The sequence below is a fragment of the Dorea sp. D27 genome (assembly GCF_001185345.1).
GTDB lineage: Bacteria > Bacillota > Clostridia > Lachnospirales > Lachnospiraceae > Extibacter.
The window spans coordinates 80,997-96,411 of sequence record NZ_KQ236746.1 but is presented as its reverse complement, the minus strand read 5'-3'; the positions used below and the strand labels follow the sequence as shown (position 1 = coordinate 96,411).

The 15,415-nt window shown below is 47.4% G+C and carries 12 protein-coding genes, 1 tRNA gene and 1 pseudogene; 5 read left to right on the top strand and 9 right to left on the bottom strand.

Annotated elements, in window-relative coordinates; translation table 11 throughout:
• Positions 1-65: 65 nt before the first annotated feature.
• Positions 66-1,121 carry an autoinducer 2 ABC transporter substrate-binding protein gene (locus tag HMPREF0980_RS14215; RefSeq protein WP_049729768.1) on the bottom strand — a complete coding sequence of 352 codons (1,056 nt, stop codon included), beginning with the start codon at positions 1,119-1,121 and terminating at the stop codon, positions 66-68.
• 185 nt (positions 1,122-1,306) lie between these two features.
• Here HMPREF0980_RS14215 and HMPREF0980_RS14210 point away from each other — a divergent pair, with 185 nt between their 5' ends.
• The 3 genes from HMPREF0980_RS14210 (at position 1,307) to HMPREF0980_RS14200 (ending at position 4,756) form a co-directional block, all read left to right on the top strand.
• Positions 1,307-3,091, top strand: coding sequence for a sensor histidine kinase (locus HMPREF0980_RS14210; RefSeq protein WP_242847413.1), 1,785 nt, complete (start codon positions 1,307-1,309; stop codon positions 3,089-3,091).
• Complete coding sequence (locus HMPREF0980_RS14205; RefSeq protein ID WP_049729766.1) at positions 3,066-4,598, top strand: response regulator; 1,533 nt, start codon at positions 3,066-3,068, stop codon at positions 4,596-4,598. Before HMPREF0980_RS14210 ends, HMPREF0980_RS14205 begins: the two co-directional genes overlap by 26 nt.
• Before the next feature lie 86 nt (positions 4,599-4,684).
• Positions 4,685-4,756, top strand: a tRNA-Val gene (locus HMPREF0980_RS14200).
• 47 nt (positions 4,757-4,803) lie between these two features.
• Here HMPREF0980_RS14200 and HMPREF0980_RS14195 read toward each other — a convergent pair.
• Positions 4,804-5,991: an MFS transporter gene (locus tag HMPREF0980_RS14195; protein WP_049729765.1), complete on the bottom strand. Its 1,188-nt coding sequence runs from the start codon at positions 5,989-5,991 to the stop codon at positions 4,804-4,806.
• 142 nt (positions 5,992-6,133) lie between these two features.
• On the opposite strand from HMPREF0980_RS14195, the pseudogene HMPREF0980_RS19940 reads away from it, so the two are divergent.
• A pseudogene (locus tag HMPREF0980_RS19940) lies at positions 6,134-6,997 on the top strand (AraC family transcriptional regulator); the annotation flags it as partial.
• 64 nt (positions 6,998-7,061) lie between these two features.
• On the opposite strand, the gene galE reads toward HMPREF0980_RS19940, so the two are convergent.
• From galE to HMPREF0980_RS14165, 6 genes are all read right to left on the bottom strand, one after another.
• Positions 7,062-8,081 (bottom strand): UDP-glucose 4-epimerase GalE, encoded by a 1,020-nt coding sequence (gene galE, locus HMPREF0980_RS14190; RefSeq protein ID WP_049729764.1) that lies wholly within the window; start codon positions 8,079-8,081, stop codon positions 7,062-7,064.
• 12 nt (positions 8,082-8,093) lie between these two features.
• Entirely contained in the window at positions 8,094-9,212 is a 1,119-nt protein-coding gene (locus HMPREF0980_RS14185; protein ID WP_049729763.1) for a phosphotransferase enzyme family protein, read from the bottom strand.
• Positions 9,212-10,138, bottom strand: a complete 927-nt coding sequence (locus tag HMPREF0980_RS14180) for a nucleotidyltransferase family protein (RefSeq protein ID WP_049729762.1) — start codon at positions 10,136-10,138, stop codon at positions 9,212-9,214. Before HMPREF0980_RS14180 ends, HMPREF0980_RS14185 begins: the two co-directional genes overlap by 1 nt.
• Positions 10,139-10,178: 40 nt before the next feature.
• Entirely contained in the window at positions 10,179-11,063 is an 885-nt protein-coding gene (locus HMPREF0980_RS14175; RefSeq protein ID WP_049729761.1) for a carbohydrate ABC transporter permease, read from the bottom strand.
• A gap of 15 nt (positions 11,064-11,078) precedes the next feature.
• Positions 11,079-11,984: a carbohydrate ABC transporter permease gene (locus HMPREF0980_RS14170; protein ID WP_049729760.1), complete on the bottom strand. Its 906-nt coding sequence runs from the start codon at positions 11,982-11,984 to the stop codon at positions 11,079-11,081.
• Between the two features lie 102 nt (positions 11,985-12,086).
• Complete coding sequence (locus tag HMPREF0980_RS14165; RefSeq protein WP_049729759.1) at positions 12,087-13,442, bottom strand: ABC transporter substrate-binding protein; 1,356 nt, start codon at positions 13,440-13,442, stop codon at positions 12,087-12,089.
• Positions 13,443-13,649: 207 nt separating this feature from the next.
• Between HMPREF0980_RS14165 and HMPREF0980_RS14160 the strand changes: the two genes are divergently transcribed.
• Positions 13,650-14,564 carry an AraC family transcriptional regulator gene (locus HMPREF0980_RS14160; protein WP_049729758.1) on the top strand — a complete coding sequence of 305 codons (915 nt, stop codon included), beginning with the start codon at positions 13,650-13,652 and terminating at the stop codon, positions 14,562-14,564.
• On the opposite strand, the gene HMPREF0980_RS14155 is transcribed toward HMPREF0980_RS14160, so the two are convergent.
• Positions 14,561-15,205 carry a carbohydrate-binding family 9-like protein gene (locus tag HMPREF0980_RS14155; protein WP_198146285.1) on the bottom strand — a complete coding sequence of 215 codons (645 nt, stop codon included), beginning with the start codon at positions 15,203-15,205 and terminating at the stop codon, positions 14,561-14,563. The two genes, HMPREF0980_RS14160 and HMPREF0980_RS14155, sit on opposite strands and share 4 nt — an antisense overlap.
• Positions 15,206-15,415 lie beyond the last annotated feature (210 nt).

The window sequence follows — 15,415 nt, the reverse complement described above, 5'->3', positions numbered from 1 at the left end:
TCCAAGCATGTCTCTCATAAAGCTGCTGCCCGATTGAAATAATCGGGCAGCAGCTTTGATTCTGTTTAGAAATTGTAATCATTGATGTTGTCGGCTGAGAATTCGAGAGGCGCATTACCATAGGCAACCCCATCCTTTACTTCCACCTCTTCGTATCCGGTAATCTTAAGGTCGGTTCCTGTCTCTACCTTCTGCCCCGATGCCAGCAGATACGCGGCATAACAGGTCGCATATCCAGCATCCGCCGGTCTCCATGCCAATCCTGCCGCCATGGAACCGTCCTCCAGATAAGTGGCGGACATGGACGGCAGCGCCAGAGATACGACCTTTATATCATCCGTCTTGTTCTTCTCCTGCAGCGTCTCACAGATACCGCCTCCCTGTGCGGAACAGTCAAAGAATCCCTTAATATCCGGATATGCTTTCAGAATCTCTAACGCCTTATCATGCGCCCCATCTATGCTGTTTCCATCCTCATACGGTTCCTTCGAGACACATTCCATATCCGGGTAGTTCTCCTCTATATAGGCAACAGCTGCCTTATACCATGCCATATGCGTCTCCATCGTCAGCCCGCCTACAAAACCGGCGTACTGTCCTTTGCCGCCCATGGCCGTTGCCAGCTTTTCTCCAAACAGCTTGCCGAACTCCTCATTCACAAAGGCCTCTACATCCAGATCCACATCTTCTGCAATACCCGGCGCTTCATGTGTAACTACCACAATACCAGATTCCCTTGCCTTTTCAATCGTCGGCACAAGCGCTTCCGGGTCATTTGGAACGACGCAGATTGCATCTACTCCCTGTGCAATCAAATCTTCCATAATAGAAATCTGACTTGCGGCATCTCCCGTCTCCGGAACCTGGACCGAGACGTTCAGTCCCGTATCCTTTTTCAGCTGCTCTACGCCTGTAGCCATGTCATCGAACCATGAATCGCTCTGCTTTACGACCATGACAACCTGATACTCCTCCGGGTCTGCAGTCTTTTCCTCCCCCGTCTCCTTTGTCTCCTTTGTACTCTTGCCCCCTGTCCCAGAACCTGCATCACTGCTCCCGCAACCTGTCACCATTGCAGCTGTCAGCATCAAGCACAATAATACTGAAACCAATTTTTTCATCTTCATTCCTCCTTACATTTGTTTACTTTTGCATAAGCACATTATAGAGGCTTTATTTTTAATATGATATAAACTTTTCCGTCTTGTTCTTCTAAAATTCCGTTCTATTTGTTTCAGGCCTTTTTCCTGCGGCTTATATACATTATAATAAGTATTGTTGACACACGGACATGGAGATATTTACGATGAAGAATAAAAAAACAATGATAAACAGAATCGCTAATCTGCAGCTTGGGACTAAAATCGTAGGCATCATACTAATTGTAATGCTGCTTATGATATCTTCCTCCATAGCAGGTATTACAATGGTATTGAATTCAAGCAACAAACTGCTGTATCAGGCCCTTGCCGGTTCCTTAACCTACAGCGCCGAGGATATTTCCAGAAAAATATCCAATATAGAATCTATGACAAGTGCCATAGTCTCTAACTCAAATATACGCAAGAACCTGATTACCCTGAATGATGAGGAATCTGGGATCCGTACCGGCAATGCGGAAAATGCTCTGGAAACACTGCTGGCAGATTATTATTCCACATACAAAAACAACAGCATCAGCTATATCAATCTCTATTATCCTGGCGGAGTCGTACAAAGTTATGAGGCCCAAAGCTCCTCCGTACCCGAACAGGTTCACAAGGAAGTGATTGCTGCGGCGAATAATGTATCGGGATACCCGTGCGCTGTTACAGAATACTGCAATTCATACGGCCTCTTTCTCGGGCGTGATTCCCGAAGGGTGGAGCAGATGAATTTTCACAGGCTCGGCACTGTCGTTGTATGTGTAGACATGAACCGGCTGATTCGGTCTTCAACCCGTTCCGTCCTGCCGTCTGAAGAGACACAGTACGCACTGCTGGAAAATGGTACGGAATTCTATCATTCCGACGGCATCAGCTCAAAGCAGCTCAAGGACATAAACCGTCAGCTAGGTTCGGACTATGGAGTTGTAACTGTTGATTCAGACAGGTATTTTGCGGTGCAGGGAACGATTAAGAACACTTCCTGGGATTATATATGCCTGATACCCTATGACCGCATCTTTCAGACACTGAGCTTTACCATGCTGCTGGCGCTGGCCATCATCCTCATTTCCGTGCTGATTGCGATTCTGCTGTCCAGAATGCTGATCCGTTCTGTGACAGAAGATTTCCGGCGTCTTGTTAATAAGATGAAGGCCTTTGGGAAAGATGAGTCAAAAGCGCCTGATATCGGCTACGATTACAGCAGCAGGATAGATGAGATCGGCGTTCTTCACAACCAGTTTGACCAGATGACCATAAAGATACAGGACTTGATACAGCAGAATTATGTCAATGAAATTCTTTCCAAAGACGCCCGGCTGAAGGCGCTGGAAAACCAAATCAATCCTCATTTTCTTTATAACACGCTGGAGGCGGTGAACTGGCGGGCTAAGGCAATCGGTGAAAAGGATATATCCTCCATGGTAGAGGCACTCGGAACTCTATTGCGGGAAACCTTAAGTTCCGGCACACGGAACTTTACTCTGAACCACGAACTGGAAATTGTACAGTGCTACCTGACAATTCAGCGCATCCGTTTTGAGGACAGGCTGACTTACTCCCAAGAAGTGGAGCCCGGCATACTTGATATTTCCCTGCCTCACTTTACGATTCAGCCGCTCGTAGAAAATTCTGTCAACTACGCGATGGAAAAAAGCACCGAGGTGTGTCATATAAGGCTGGAGGGCACCCGTCTGGAAGACACGATTATCATAGATGTCATCAATAACGGCTCCCAGTTTGAAGCTGATCTGCTCGAGAAGCTCGAAAATGGCCTCATCACCCCACACGGATTTGGCATCGGGCTTCTTAATATCCACAAACGTATCCAGCTTACTTACGGAACCGGCTATGGCCTGATTCTCTTTAACAGGGATGAAGAGCACGCCGTGGCAAGAATCATAATACCAGGAGGAACGCATGCTGAAAGTATTGATAGTAGATGATGAGAAAATAATACGCGAGACTATAGCAGACCTGATTGACTGGGATTCCCTCTCCCTTCAGCTCATCGGAACTGCGAAAGACGGAATAGAAGCTTACAATATCATTCTGGACGAATACCCGGAGATTGTTCTCACGGATATCAAGATGCCCGGACTCTCGGGCCTCGACCTCATTCAACGTATACACGCGGTCAACAAAGATACCCAGTTTATCATTCTATCCGGGTACGGGGAGTTTGAATATGCCAAAAAAGCCATGCAGTACGGCGTCAGGCATTATCTGCTAAAGCCCTGCAACGAGGATCAGATAATAGAAAGCCTGCGGGACGTGCAGAAGGATTATGCCAATTATCTCACATCCAAAGATAACCCCACACAGACTTTTATCGTCAGAAATATGAATCTGAATCTGATGGTCGGCATTATCAATGACTGTCTCAGCCAGGAGACAGATGCAGATTTTACTTATGTTTTTTCAAACTACAAGCGCTACATTGATTTTGACAATATATCTTATGAGATATTTTATATTTATTTTGTAACACCGGAAAACTATCCGATACTGCTGGATAAGCTGCAGCATTTCCGCGATAGGTCCTGCCCCGGCATTACGTTCCATATCATCTACGTATATAACACAATGATATTCTTCTTTAAGTCGGTAAACGACAATCAGGAACAGATATATGATTTTCTCGATTCCGTTGATTTGGAACAGACCGTCTCCATTAAGCACAGGCACAGTCACTGCCCGAGCCTTGCGGATATGCTGACAGAACTTATTCCCCACATTAGAAAATATGAAATCATATATTTCTCAGAGGGCAGCAATACACTGTCCATCTACAATTACCAGAATATCATCAAGGAGGTACAACGGCTGACTGCATCCGTATACTCGCCGGAAAAGCCATCCTCCTCCCAGGCATATCTGGAGCTCAAAGGTACATTGGCCTCCCTCTCTGACGCCGACTTTTTAAAACAGCTTGCGGCCTCAGTGATAATCTTTTCTGTCGCCAGGCTGCGCTCATTCGATATGGTAGATGCCGCTGAATTCCTCATAAGGCTGGAAAAGGAACAAGACTGCGGTGAAATAGCCAAACTGTTAGATGCGCAGCTTACCTCCTTTTTTGAAGAATACCATTCACAGCGGTACACCGGCGATATCAGCCACAAGATACAGGAATACGTGGAGGCACATATCTGTGATTCAGGACTTTCTCTGAAATGGATTGCAGAAAATTACCTATTTATGAACGTTGACTATCTCAGCAAAAGATTTTTAAAAGAAACCGGCTGCAAATTCTCCAGATATCTGACGGACATGAGGATAAAACGGGCAAAGGAGATACTCGCGTCCTCCGACCTTGACTCCATTCAGAATGTGGCGGATATGGTAGGCTGCGGAAACAATCCGCAATATTTCAGTCAGATATTTAAGAAATCCACCGGCATGTCGCCAAGCAGATATATAAAGATGCTTCACGGCGACGTCGGAATCGAGTAGAAGAAAGCGGTCCGCTCCCGCCCTTTCTTGCCGACCGCTATATTATATGTTGCTTTTCCTGCCTTCTATTGATATAATACTGTCATGGAGACATAGCTCAGTGGGAGAGCATTCGCTTGACGTGCGAAGGGTCGCAGGTTCAAGTCCTGTTGTCTCCATTTTTTTATGCCGATAGACTTTAATTAAACACTGAATTATGCTCTTTTCATAGACAGATAGATGTCTGAATGCCCGAAACCTCTTTTAACAGTCTTTCATGCATTACAGCCATCAGCGCCAGGACAGCCAGCAGATAAAACGGAAGCATCATTACGCTGATATAGTTTGCCATCAGTCCAAACAAGGGAGGCATCAGGCAGGTTCCCGCATAAGCGGAAGCCATCTGTACGCCGACAACTGCCTGGGATCTGTCCGCGCCAAAATGCGAAGGTGTCGCATGTATCAAAGACGGATATACCGGAGCACATCCAAGGCCAATGAAAATCAGCCCTAAAAGGGAAGAACTTTCTCCAAATGGAAGCAGCAAGGATAAAACACCTGTCAATATGAATCCCTGGCCAATCCGGACCATCTGTGTATTGTCCAGCTTGATTGTCAAAAAGCCACCAAGCGCCCGGCCCAAAGTTATACCAATGAAAAACATGCTGGCAAAGCCGGCCGCAGATTCCGCCGATGCTCCCCGGTACAATACCAGATAGCTGCTCGCCCATAGGCCCGTCGTCTGTTCCAGTGCACAGTAGCAGAAGAAGGTAACCATTACTTCTTTAGCCCCGGGTATTTTAACAATTTGCTTCAATGTGAGCGGTTTACCAGAAGAGTCTTTTTCCACAACATTACCGGTATCTTCTCTCTTTTTCCAAAGTGGTAAACTCAGCATCAGAATCACCGTCAAACCAATCTGAAGTATTCCAATATATCGGTATCCCATATTCCAGCCCTGCCCTCCCGTCAATACATATCCCATGACATATGGGCCAAAGGAAGCGCCTATCCCCCACATACAGTGCAGCCAGTTCATATGTCTGCTTGCATAATGGAGTGCCACATAATTATTCAGCGAAGCATCCACACTTCCTGCGCCCAATCCGTATGGAAGCGCCCACAGGCACAACATCCAGAAGGACCTGCTTGCGGCAAAACCAAGCAGAGCGGCGGCGGTCAGAAATACGCTGATAACTGTAATCTTTCCCGTACCCCACTTTCTTGTCAGACGATCGCTTTGCAGGCTGGATATGATAGTTCCTGCTGCAATCATCATAGAGATTACACCTGCATAGGAGAACGGTACCCCGAATTCCCGGTACATAGCCGGCCAGGCCGAACCTAAAAGCGAGTCTGGTAGACCTAGGCTGATAAACGCCACATAAATAACTGTTAATAATAACTGAAACATCCTATTACCCTCCAATTACGACTCCTGCTCAGAAACAGCGCAGGTGATATTGATGTATCACAATAATACCGCCATCTGGCGGTTGATTCAATTCGATTACCGTCGTATAATATAACAAAAGCGACTTTTGGGAGGGTTCAGTATGGCACTACAAAAATGCGGCTTAAACTTAAACCACGTATCCAGAGAACTGCAGCCACACGGAACTCCAGGCTTTCCATGTGCAGGCTACACATCTCTGCATACAGACAGGACGGAGGATGCAATTCCATGGCACTGGCACGACGAATTGGAAATCGTGTTCATCAAAGAAGGGAGGATGCGGGTTCGTATTCCACAAGCATCGTTTGAACTGAAAAAGGGCGACTGCCTTGCCATAAATTCTAACGTCCTCCATTATGCCGCCGCGACACCCTTCTGCGAGCTACAGTCGGTAGTTTTTGCTTCTGCACTCATTACCGGGGATACCGGGACTGTATATGCACAAAAGTATATGAATCCCCTTCTGTCCTCCACCGCATTTCATGGTTATCTATGGAATGCGGACTGTAGCATAGCGGAACTTTTCAGCAACGCATTCCATGCACTGGACGTGGAAACGCCTGGTTACGAATTTTTCGTAAGGGAAATGTTATCCAGGCTATGCTTCCTGCTTTATCAGGAATATTGCCGGGAGAATCCAGCCGATGACAGCACTTTAGATCAGGACAGTCTTCGTGTCAGAAAGATGCTTACATTTATTCACTGTAATTTTCCCAATGACATCAGCTTGGCAGATATAGCAGAGACAGCGGGTATCGGGGAGCGTGAGTGTCTGAGATGCTTTAAACGGACCATCCAGCTTTCTCCCATGCAGTACCTGCTGAAATATAGGATGATGCACGGTGCCAGGCTTCTCACGGAACGTCCTTCCGGCAGCATCTCAGAAATCGCGGCCCTGTGCGGCTTTGACAGCCCAAGCAATTTTTCTAAAATGTTCCGTCGCTTCTATAGCTGTACGCCAAGGGATTACAAAAATAAAAAAAGCGGAGGCCGTAAGGCTTCCGCTTCATTGTCTGACATTACTTCCTTTAACTTCTATATCCGTCCGGATTCATGGACTGCCATCTCCATGTATCCTCACACATTTCATCCAGCCCGTGCTTCGCTTCCCATCCAAGCTCTTCTCTTGCTTTCTTCGGGTCTGCGTAGCACATGGCGATGTCACCTTCACGGCGGGGCTTGATCTCATAAGGCACTTCTTTTCCGCTCGCCTTGGAGAACGCTTTGACCATGTCAAGGACAGAATATCCTTTACCGGTTCCGAGATTGAATACCGCAAGCCCCGGCTTGTCGAATATCTTCTGAATCGCCTTAACGTGGCCGACCGCCAGGTCTACGACATGGATATAGTCCCGAACGCCGGTCCCGTCCGGCGTATCATAATCATCTCCAAAGACGCCGAGCTTGTCGAGCTTGCCGACCGCCACCTGGGAGATGTAAGGCATAAGGTTGTTCGGGATTCCCTTGGGATCTTCCCCGATACGGCCGCTCTTGTGGGCGCCAACCGGATTGAAGTAACGCAGCAGAATGACATTCCACTCAGGCTCCGCCTTCTGCACATCTGTCATAATCTGCTCCATCATAGACTTCGTCCACCCATAAGGATTCGTACACTCTCCTTTCGGGCAGTCTTCCGTAATCGGTATGATCTCCGGGCTTCCGTACACCGTTGCAGAGGAACTGAACACGATGTTCTTCACCCCCACCTTCCTCATCACTTTCATAAGGCTGAGCGTTCCGGTTATATTATTGTGATAGTATTCCAAAGGCTTCTGTACGGATTCTCCTACAGCTTTGAGCGCTGCACAGTGAATGACAGCATCCACCTTCTGCTCGTGAAACATCTTCTCGAGCGCAGCCTCATCCAGCACATCCCCTTCATAAAATGCAATCTTCTTCTCTGTCAGTTCCTCCACTCTTTTGATCGATTCTCTGGAAGAATTGCTCAGGTTGTCATATACGACTACTTCGTAACCTTCATTCAGCAGTTCCAGCGCCGTATGGCTGCCAATGTAGCCAGCACCGCCTGTTATCAATATCTTTGCCATATGTTCTGCCTCCTAGCTGTTGCTATACTTGTTAACGATGTCCTGCATAGTATACCACTTCTTCTCCATATCTTCAACCAGCCTGAACTGCGTACGGCATCTGTCAAGGTTATGGCCTTCCCTGTGTATCTTAAAATAGGTATCACCCTGGAGATAGTCTGTCAGGAACCGCATGCCGCATTCGTAAGTCATCGTCTTGGCCCCCATCGGCATCAGCTCTATCTCTCTTTGGGTCAGCTTTCCTGCGCATCCTTCGATATATCCTTTGGCATATAAGTCAAAAAGGTCCATGCTGCAGGATACTTTGTCAAGATTCTGCTCATCCTCTGCCGCGGTACTGGCACCGAAACGGATGGAATCGCCGAAATCATTCATAGCCAGCCCGGGCATGACCGTATCCAGGTCGATCACGCAGATACCTTTCCCGGTCTTGTTGTCGATCATGATATTGTTAAGCTTCGTGTCATTATGCGTTACCCGGAGCGGAATCTCCCCTTTGGCAAGCAGGTCGCAGAAATAATCTGCAATCTCTTCCCTGTCGAGCACGAACTGGATTTCTTCCTGTACAGACGCTGCCCGGCCCATCACATCTTCTTCCACTACTTTTTTAAATGCCGCGAACCTGGCTTTCGTGTCATGGAAGCCCTTAATCGTCTCGTGCAGCGTCTCTGCGGGATAATCCGCCAGCAGCCTCTGGAAGTTGCCGAAAGCAACCGCGCTCTGGTAGAAATGTTCCGGCTTCTCCACCTGGTCATAGCTTGTGGCATCTGTGATGAATTTATAGGACCGCCAGTAGTCGCCCCTGGAATCCAGATAGTATGGCCGTCCATCCACGGTGGGAATCACATTAAGCGTCTCCCTCTCCGGGTCTCCGCCGTTTTCTATAATCTGTTGCCTGAGGTAGGACGTAACACCAAGGATATTCTCCATAAGTTCCACCGGCTTCTCGAATACGTCCTTGTTCATCCGCTGAAGAATCACTTTAATCTGTCCCATCTCAGCAATCTCGAACACGAGCAGGAACGTATCGTTGATATGTCCACTTCCATATGGACCTTCCTCTACCAGCATACCTTCATACTGGAAATGCGCAATTACCTCATCACGCTGCTCCCTTGTTATCTGTGACATTACGCTTCCTCCCAAAGATGAGCCGGATAGATGCCATCTTCTTTCATCTTTTTTATTGCTGCCATGACGACAGGCTTATCCTCTTTGTACGTAACACCGTACCACTTATCCGCAGATTTAAGCACCGCAACCGCAGCCTTGCCCTCACCGAGCAGGTCACTTACTACGGCCGGCAGGAAATACTCGCATTTCATCGGATTGACCTTGAGCCCCTCGTCCAGGAATGCCGGGAAACCGGCCTCGACTTCCTCCAGGATGCTACGCGTAAATCCCCACATGTTCATGGACACCGTCGTATCAGCGGGTACGTTCACCCACGTCTTGCCGTCATCCTCCGTGAAGGCGATTCCGTCGTCCCGCTTCTCAATGCGCGTCCTCTCATGGATGGCTTGTAGCTCGCCTTCTTCGTTCATATCGCATATGCCACGTGCCACATGCCCGTTATCCGTTACCGTATTGCCAAGCTCATAGCCGACCATGGTGTAGCGGTATTTATCATCATCCTCATGGGATGCAAGATAGTCATAGATAAGCCGGAACGCTTCCTGTCCATAGTAGTCGTCTGCATTGATGACCGCAAACGGACCATCGATCTGATTGATGCAGCTTAAGACAGCGTGAGCCGTTCCCCATGGCTTTACACGCCCTTCCGGAACCTGATAGCCGTCTGGAATATTATCAATCTCCTGGAACGCATAGGATACATCCATGTACTTCGCCATACGGTCACCCACGGCCGCCTTGAAGTCAGCCTCGTTCTCCCTCTTGATGATGAAGATGACCTTTTCAAATCCAGCCCTCTTCGCATCAAACATGGAGAAATCCATGATAATATGTCCTTCTTCGTCTACTGGGTCAATCTGTTTCAATCCACCATAGCGGCTGCCCATTCCTGCCGCCATGATGACCAATACCGGTTTATTCATTGTCTTTCCTCCAAGCTCTATTCTTATTCAACAGTAACAGTTAACCTTTGATGCCACCGGTAACACCGCCGATAATCTTCTCCGACAAGAAGATATAAAGGATAAATGTCGGCAGGAACACGATGACGACGGCCGCAAACATACCAGACCAGTTGCCCGTGTACTGCATGGACTGAAGCATTCCGTATAGTCCTACGGCTACAGGACGCAGCGCGTCGCTGTTTGCGAATATGAGGGACAGGAAGTATTCATTCCATATATTGATGAAGTTAAAGATTGTCACTGTCACAATTCCTGACTGCGCCATCGGGAACATGATCTTCCAGAATGTCTTCGTCGGAGGACAGCCGTCGATAGCCGCCGCTTCCTCATAGGTACGAGAAAGGTTCGCAAAGAACGTCAGCAGGAATATGGTCGTATATGGTATGTTAATGCCTATATACAAAAACATCAGTGTCGCCTTGCTCGCCACGATACTGTTCAGGATCCCCATGTTAGCGACGATGCAGAACAGCGGAAGCACAATCATCGTAATCGGTACGCCCATCGCCGATACGAACCCGGTCTGGATAATCTTATTGCCAAGGAACGTAAATCTGGCCAGAACATATGCCGCAGGCGCACATATCAGTATGAGCAGTATACAGGATACGATCGAGTACATCAGGGAATTCATGAAGAAGGTAGCGACACCTCCGGATCCCCACGCCTCGATATAGTTTTCAAAATGAAGCCCGGAAGGGAACTTCAGCGCCTTCCCCGCGAATATATCTCCGGTGGTTGACAGACTGGCCGCGATAATCCAGCCAAGCAGCATCAAGGTAAATAATACCCACAAAATGATGACGATATAGCCCGGAGCCAGCTTTGCTTCTTTTTTCCAGTTGATCTTCTCTCTAACTTTCTTTTCCTTATTCTTAGACATGACCGCTCCTCCTTCCTAGAATTCCAAATCGTCATCTTTGATGAACTTGTTACATACCGTAAATACAAGAACTACGCACAGGCACAGAATGATACCTATTGCCGCGCCGTATCCCGCGTTACGCTCTGTCACTGCATTGCCCGCGCCGAATATCTGCATGTACATATACTGTACAGGCACTATCGTGGCCCGGTTGGCCGTAACAGACGAGAACAGCTGTGACCACACGAAGAAAGCAGCCGTACTGACGGTCCACATCGTAATGTTCGTCTTAAACACGCCCTTTAGCAGAGGGAGCGTCATGTAGCGGAACTGCTGCGGCTTGTTCGCCCCGTCAATCGTGGCCGCCTCATACAGGTCCGGACTGATTCTTTCGATTCCGCTCATCCAAATCAGCATATGGTAGCCAATCATACCAAAGCAGTATGCAAGCAGCAGGGCCCAGAATACGTTTTCCGGGGCAGTCCACTGCGTCTCTGCCAGCTTATGTAATCCGAGCGCATCCAGCACGCTCTTCAAAAGTCCGAATTTCGGGCTGTACACGTACTGCAGCCACATCGTAGCCAGTGCCACCGCACTCACGATATTCGGCAGATAGATGATGGCACGGAAGAATTTCTTTCCTCTGATACCGCTTGTAAGTATTACGCCGAAGAACAGCGATATGACCATTACGATAATGCCGCCGATAAGCCATATCTTCACGATGTTCATCATAGCCGTCTTAAAAATAGCCGTTGTAAAAAGCTTCTGGTAGTTCTGTACTCCTACGAATGTCCATAAGTCCATGGTGTCTGTCACGGCCTCTATCTTATACAGGCTCATCATTACCGTACGGACAATCGGGTACAGGAATACAATGAGAAAGATAATAACGGCCGGTGCGAGGAACCCCACAATCATTCCTTTATTTTTCTTCATCAGACAACCTCCTTGTCTTAAAAAATATGGTGGCGGCGTATGACGCCATGCCACCATATATATATTACCTATTTACTTCTGTTCTTGTCAACCGCGCAGGCCCTATTGTCCTGCTGCCTCTTTACAAGACTTGATGAAATCATCTGCCGTCATGCTTCCTGCCATCAGCTTCACAACATTTTCGTTGAGAACCGGTGTAAGGTCACCATTGTTTTCTGCGCCTACAGCCCAGTCATAGTATGTCGTCGTAGCGTCGAATCCTGGTTTCACTTCTGTAAGCTCTGTCGGCCATGCGTCAGCGTTAGCTTTGTCTGCCGGGATACACAGAGCGTCCGTCGTCATCTGCTTGTCAGCATCTCCTGCCGTGATATATGTGATGAGTTCAAAAGCTTCTTCTGTCATCTTGGAATCTTTGTTGATTGCCAGCACCTGGTTTGCAATATTGTTTGCTGTGCTGTCGTCTTTTCCGTCTTTCACAGATGGGTAGTTGAAGTAACCCCATGTCAGGTCATCTGCTACTTCAATCTTGTCATCGCCCTCCGCATTTTCTCCGACCTTGATTTCGTTCGGCAGCCAGGAACCACAGAGAATGATTGCAGCTTCACCAGGAGCAAATTCCTGATTCTGTCCTGCAGGGTAGATGTTGGAAGCTATGTTCTTGGAGAAGTATCCCTTTGCTGCGAAGTCTTCGATATCTTTTGCAGCCTGAACTACTTTCTCATCCTCCCATGATACTTTCTCGATATCGCCTGACTCAACCTTATCAGCAACAGCCGGGTCTCCGACGAGAGCTTTCACGCCGTCCTGTCCAAGGTAACGTCCTAAGTGGTATCCCATGAAAGATGTCATGTATGTAGTATCGCCTGTAATAGGTGTAATGCCGGCATCCTTTATCTTAGCGCATGCTGCATCTAATTCTTCCCATGTTGTAGGAATTGCTTCAACGCCGGCTTGGTCAAATAATGTCTTGTTGTAGAAGAATCCGAAGATTGACGGCTGGTAAGGAATAGAGTGCAGCGTCTCGTCTCCGTCGTTGTTCTGTGCATAAGCATTGCGGGCAATCTTGTACAGCGTCTCATTGCCATGCTCCGCTTCAAAGTCTTTTGCAAGGTCTTCCAAATCGAGCAGGTATTTGCCCCATGAACCATTTACACGGTTAACGTCTTCGTCAAACAGGTCAATCTGCTGCTTTGCATCCAGTGCAGGCTGCAGACCTTCGCGCTGTCCATTACGTCCTTTGAACTGTACGTCAACTTCCACTCCTGTATCTTTCGTATACTTTTCAATGGCGGATTTGATTACCTTCGCCTGTGGTTCGCCTTCACTCCACATCGCCCAGTATACAAGTTTCTTTCCGCCCTTGTCTCCCCCATCGCCGTCAGACTTCTTGCCACATCCGACAACCATGGCAGCGATCATTGTTACGCACAATAATACGCTCAAAACTCTTTTTTTCATAATACTTTACCTCCTATAAAGTTTACTTTGTGTCTAGATTTATTGTATTACAAATATGCACAAAAATCTTTGTCCTAAAATCCTCTTAATTTGCACTATCAGCATTTAAGTTTTGATTTTTCACAAAACAAGAGGTATAATATTAGTAAGATTAGACAAAAATCTACATCATTCATATTACAAAACACACAAAACAGGGGGATTATTATGGGATATAACGGAGTTGAATTAAAAGATTCTATTTCTGTCGGCAAGATCTACAGTATCCATTACTTTGAATATATGAGCGATTTCTCATTTGAAGGAGAATCCCACGACTTCTGGGAGTTCATCTGCGTGGACAAAGGGGAGGTCGGAGTGACAGGCGGCAGTTCTTTCACCGTGCTGAAGAAGGGCGATGTGGCATTCCACCAGCCAAACGAATTTCATAATGTAAAAGCGACCGGCGACTCTGCCCCTAACCTCGTCGTAGTGTCGTTCCAATGCCGCAATGAAGCCATGCGCTTTTTTAAAAAACGTATTTTGAAAATCGACGAGACGGAGCGCAACCTCCTCGCCTCTATTATTATTGAAGCGCGCCGTTGTTTCGACTGCAGGCTGGACGATCCTTATCTGCAGAACATGCCTCAGAAGGAACCTGACATGTTCGGTTCTGAACAGCTCATCCGGCTCTTCCTGGAACAGTTTCTCATACATATAATAAGAAGGTATTCCAATCCGATCATATTTGATAAGAAGCTGCCAAAGACTACGCCGAAGAAGACGACCAAAAACAGAAGCGACAATGAAATATTCAACCGCGTCGTCGATTATCTTGAAAGCAATATCAGTTCGCACGTAACGATAGAACAGATCTGCCGCGATAATCTCATCGGCCGTTCACAGCTGCAGAAAATCTTCAAGGAGAGGAGTTCCCTCGGCATTATCGAGTATTTTTCCCAGATGAAGATAGATGCAGCCAAAGAAATGATACGGACGAACCGCATGAACTTCACGCAGGTATCCGAGCACCTTGGCTACACTTCCATCCATTATTTTTCAAGGCAGTTTAAAAAGGTTACTGGAATGACGCCTTCCGAATACGCCTCCTCCATAAAAGCGATGGCAGAGGGCAGCTTCTAGTCCTGCCCGCGGCCCCTTCGTCTGTCGGATATCACAGCCGTTCCAAAGTATTCCGGCAGATGAAAGCTCGGCACATCCGTCTCTATCATCGACCAGGAGGCATAATGCTCTATCTCTGCCGCCTCCGATATCTTGTAGAAATTACAGGTAAATGTACTGCCGGCCTCCAGACAGAGGGGACCGTATATATGTTCCAGAATCGAGACCGGTATGCGCAGCATTGCGCTCCACCGGTCTGTTTCTATAAAGGTGCTGCACGCGAATTCCTGATGCTCCTCTTTTGCAAAATAAGTGCGGTATATACGTTCCTTGCCATAGGCCGCCAGCAGGGCACCGTTGGCATTCACTTCAAAGTTCAGGTACGTCGGCTGTATGTACCTTTCCCGCTCCGATTCAAACAGAAAGAAGGCTTCCATGGCGCTGTCACGGTAAACAGGCGCATTCATATCCTTGTATTTCCGCAGCGGATCCGGCTCCTTACATATCATCTTCAGATAGAATCCGTCCTCCGGGACAAATCCGAGATACCCATACGTTTCCGGGACGGTCTTCGTGCCCCACAAGTTATTGTCCACTTTAAAAGGGGACAGCATTTCCAAATCATCAGCGCTCTGAATTACTTCGACTTCCATAGACTCCATAGACAATCTTGCAGCTCCTTTTCTACATTCATATTCAATTGTTCACATCCTGTTACTCTGCCTTAAATGTAGCAGACAGCATTGTGAAATACAAGATTGTACAAATGATAAGACACAAATGTGCAAAAAAAACCAACAATCGTGCTATTGTATTCTTACCCGTTATTCCATATACTCAAATTAAATACCGTGTACAGAGCCCTTTCGTTC